We start from the raw sequence: 3243 nt of genomic DNA, 5'->3' as shown, positions 1-3243 counted from the left end.
GGGCCGGGGTCGCCATCGAGCGGGCCGGCCGCCTCGATGCCGGGGACCGCGTCCATGCCTCGGCCGGGCGCCGGGGCGGCCGACGGCGGCCCGACGGCCCGCCCGCCCGGCACGCGCAGCCATCGTTCGTCCGGTCGGTCCCCGTCGTCGAGCCGGTCCCCGTCGTCGAGCCGGTCCCCGTCGTCGAGCCGGTACCTGACGCCGCAGCGGCGCGGGCCGGTCTACGGACTGATCGGCATCGTCGGCGGCGCGATCGTCTTCGCCCCGTGGCTGCCGAACTTCTTCGACCAGCTCGCCCACACCGGTACCCCCTGGGGCGAGCCGGCCAACTACGCGGCGATCTCCCACGCCTACGGCCAGTGGGCCGGCGGCCCGACGACACTCGGCCGGCTGCTGCTGTTCCTCATCACGGGCCTGGCCGCCGCCGGGATCGCCGGGCGCAGCCCCGGCGGCCGGTTCGTCCTGATCGACCTGCGCGGTCTCGAACCGGGCCGCACCATGTTCTTCCTGGCAACGGGCACTCTCGTCGTCGCGGTGACGGCCGGCAAGCTCGTCGGCAACGCCTGGGCCGACCGGTACACCGCCACCGCCTTCGTCCCGTTCCTGCTCGTCATCGGCCTCGGTGCGACGGTCATCGGAGACCGGCGGATCTTCCACGGGGTCGTCGCCGTCGCGGCCCTGGTCGGCCTGCTCGCCGGCACGACCGACGTCCGGCGGGAACGCTCGCAGGCCGGCGAGGCCGCCCAGGTGCTCGAACGGCTCGCCAAGCCCGGCGACGTCATGCTGGTCTGCCCGGACCAGCTCGGCCCCGGGCTCGCCCGCACCGTCCCGCCGTGGATGAAGGTGTACGTGGTGCCGACCTACGCGCCACCGGACCGCGTCAACTGGGTCGACTACGAGGACCGCAACGAGAACGCCAACGGTCAGGCGATCGCCCAGCGCGCACTGACCGAGGCCGGCCCGCAGCACACCGTCTTCCTCGCCGGCTCCGGCTCCTACCGGACCTACGAGGAGCTGTGCACCGTGGTCCGCGGCACCCTGCAGAACGCCCGCCCGCACGCGGACGAGGTCATGGAGCAGGGCCTGCCGGCCAAGGTGTCCGAGAACTACTCGCTGCTGCGCTTCCAGGCGTCGTGACCGCTGCGCGGGGGACGTCCGCCCACCCCGGTCCGTCGCCGGACTCGAGCCCGGCGACCGGGACAGGCACGCCCCCCGCGCACGACTCCACCGCCGGCCCAGTCGATCCCGCCGGTCCACACGATCCCGCCGGCCCACACGACCCCGCAGTACAGCGCGAGCCCGCTCCGGCTCGTGACCCTGCCATCCAGCGGGAGCCAGCCCCGCACGGTGACCTGAGCGTCCAGGGCGATGGCTCTCGGGCCGCGCCGCGCCGACGGGCCGGGTCCCGTCATGGCGTCGGGTCCCGACGCGCCCCGGCCCGCCAGGACGACCCGTGGTGCCTGCGGGAGGTCGTGCTCGCCTGGCTCGCTGCCCGGCTGGTTGTCCTCACCGCCCTGGCGATGACGAAGTTCATCGCCGACAACGCCCGCGGCGATCAGGGCGTCCGGCTGCAGACCACCGACCTGCTCGGCTGGGACGCCGGCTGGTACAAGACGATCGCCGAGGCCGGCTACAGCGGCGCCGGCAACGAGAGCCGCCGGTTCTTCCCGCTACTGCCCGCGCTGGTGCGCGTCCTGTCCCACCTGCCCGGCGCCGGCGACCACGTCGGCATCGTGCTGCTGCTGGTGGTCAACCTGTGCGCCCTCGGCTTCGCCCTGACGCTGGTCCGCCTCGCCCGCGTCGAGGGGCTCGGCTCGGACACGACCTTCCGGCTGATCTGGTTCGCCGCCCTCGCCCCGCCCGCGTTCGTCCTGGTCATGGGGTACGCCGAGGCGCTGGCCGGGCTGCTGGCGGTGGCGGTGTTCCTTGGTGCGCGCAGCCGCCGGTGGGAACTCGCGGCTGCGGCCGCCCTGCTTGGCGGGCTGTGCCGGCCGCTCGGCGTGCTCCTGGCCGTCCCCGTCGCCGTGGAGGCGGCGCGCGGGCTGCCCCTGCCCGGCCTGCGCCGCCTCGGCCCTCCGCCGCAGGCCGTCGTGGGCCGGGCGCGGCGAGCCACGTCCGCGGGCGGCATCGGCCACATCGGCGGCGGCATCGGCGGGCGCGACCTGCTACGCCGGCTGATGGCCGTGCTCGCCGCACCCGCCGGCGCCGCGATCTACGTGATCTGGTCGGCCCGGACCTACGGCGACGGCCTGGCGCCGTTCACCCTCCAGCGCGACGCGGCCCGCCATGGCAGCACCGGTAACCCGTTGTCGGTGCTGTGGCACGCCGCCCGCGGAACCTTCTCCGGCGAGCTGGGCACGGGCCTGCACGTGCCGTGGCTGCTGCTGGCCCTGCTCGCCCTGGTGGTGATGGCCCGGCAGCTGCCCGTCTCCTACGTGCTGTGGAGCGCGCTGGTGCTCGCGGCCGTGCTCACCGGCAGCAACCTCGACTCGGCGGAACGCTACGTGTACGGCGCCTTCCCGTTCCTGCTGGTCGCGGCGCTGGTCACCGCCCGCCGGGAGGTCTTCACCTTCGCCCTCGTCACCTCGACGGCGGCGATGACGCTCTACGCCACGCTGGCCTTCACCCTCTCCTACGTCCCCTGAGGCCTCCCGCGTCCCCTGAGGCTTGCGATGCCTCCTGGCTTGGATGCCTCCTGGCTTGCAAGGTCGCCTTGGGGCCCCGCCCGTCGCATGCGCACCAGCCCGCCTCGGCGTGTCATGATCGGCTGATCGGTAGGAATCCACAACAACCGGCCCCCCGCCGCGCCACGGACACTTGCAGGACGTAGCGGGACGGTTAACGTAGTGGAACCGCGCGGTGATCCTGCCCCCACCGCGATGGGGTATCCGCGCATCCGCGCGACGTGCCCGGCCCGCCGTAGGGCACCATCCGCAACCTCCCATCGTCCGCAGCCTCCCATCTCCCACAACCTTCTATCGCCCACGATGTCGAATCGCCCACGATGTCGAATCGTCCACAATGTCGAGGTCAGATCGCTTTGGCTGGGGTCGAGCTGGAATACCAGAAGCTGTACATGCCGCCGGGCACGGACCGCCGCGCGGCCGTCCAGATCCTGACGATGCACGCCGAGTTCGGCGACTGGGAGCTGGAGCACCTGCGGCTGTTCCCGGACGGGTCACGCCGCGTCGTCCTGCGCCGCCGCCGACGCCCGGGCGGCCTGCCCGGCTACCTGCCCACCTG

The 3243-nt window shown here is 73.8% G+C and carries 2 protein-coding genes and 1 pseudogene; all 3 read left to right on the top strand.

The features are described 5' to 3' along the window. Positions 1-1137: pseudogene (locus NBZ85_RS29335) on the top strand (glycosyltransferase family 39 protein); the annotation flags it as partial. Between the two features lie 335 nt (positions 1138-1472). Beyond that, positions 1473-2645 (top strand): putative hexosyltransferase, encoded by a 1173-nt coding sequence (locus tag NBZ85_RS29330; RefSeq protein ID WP_261560502.1) that lies wholly within the window; start codon positions 1473-1475, stop codon positions 2643-2645. Positions 2646-3040: 395 nt separating this feature from the next. After that, positions 3041-3243, top strand: a 203-nt coding sequence (locus tag NBZ85_RS29325; protein WP_261560501.1) for a DUF5703 family protein, incomplete at its 3' end; no start/stop codon positions are given.

The organism is Frankia tisae, from assembly GCF_025403405.1.
GTDB classification, from domain to species: domain Bacteria; phylum Actinomycetota; class Actinomycetes; order Frankiales; family Frankiaceae; genus Frankia; species Frankia tisai.
The sequence above is the reverse complement of the archived record's forward strand: the minus strand, read 5'-3'. Positions and strand labels throughout refer to the sequence as shown.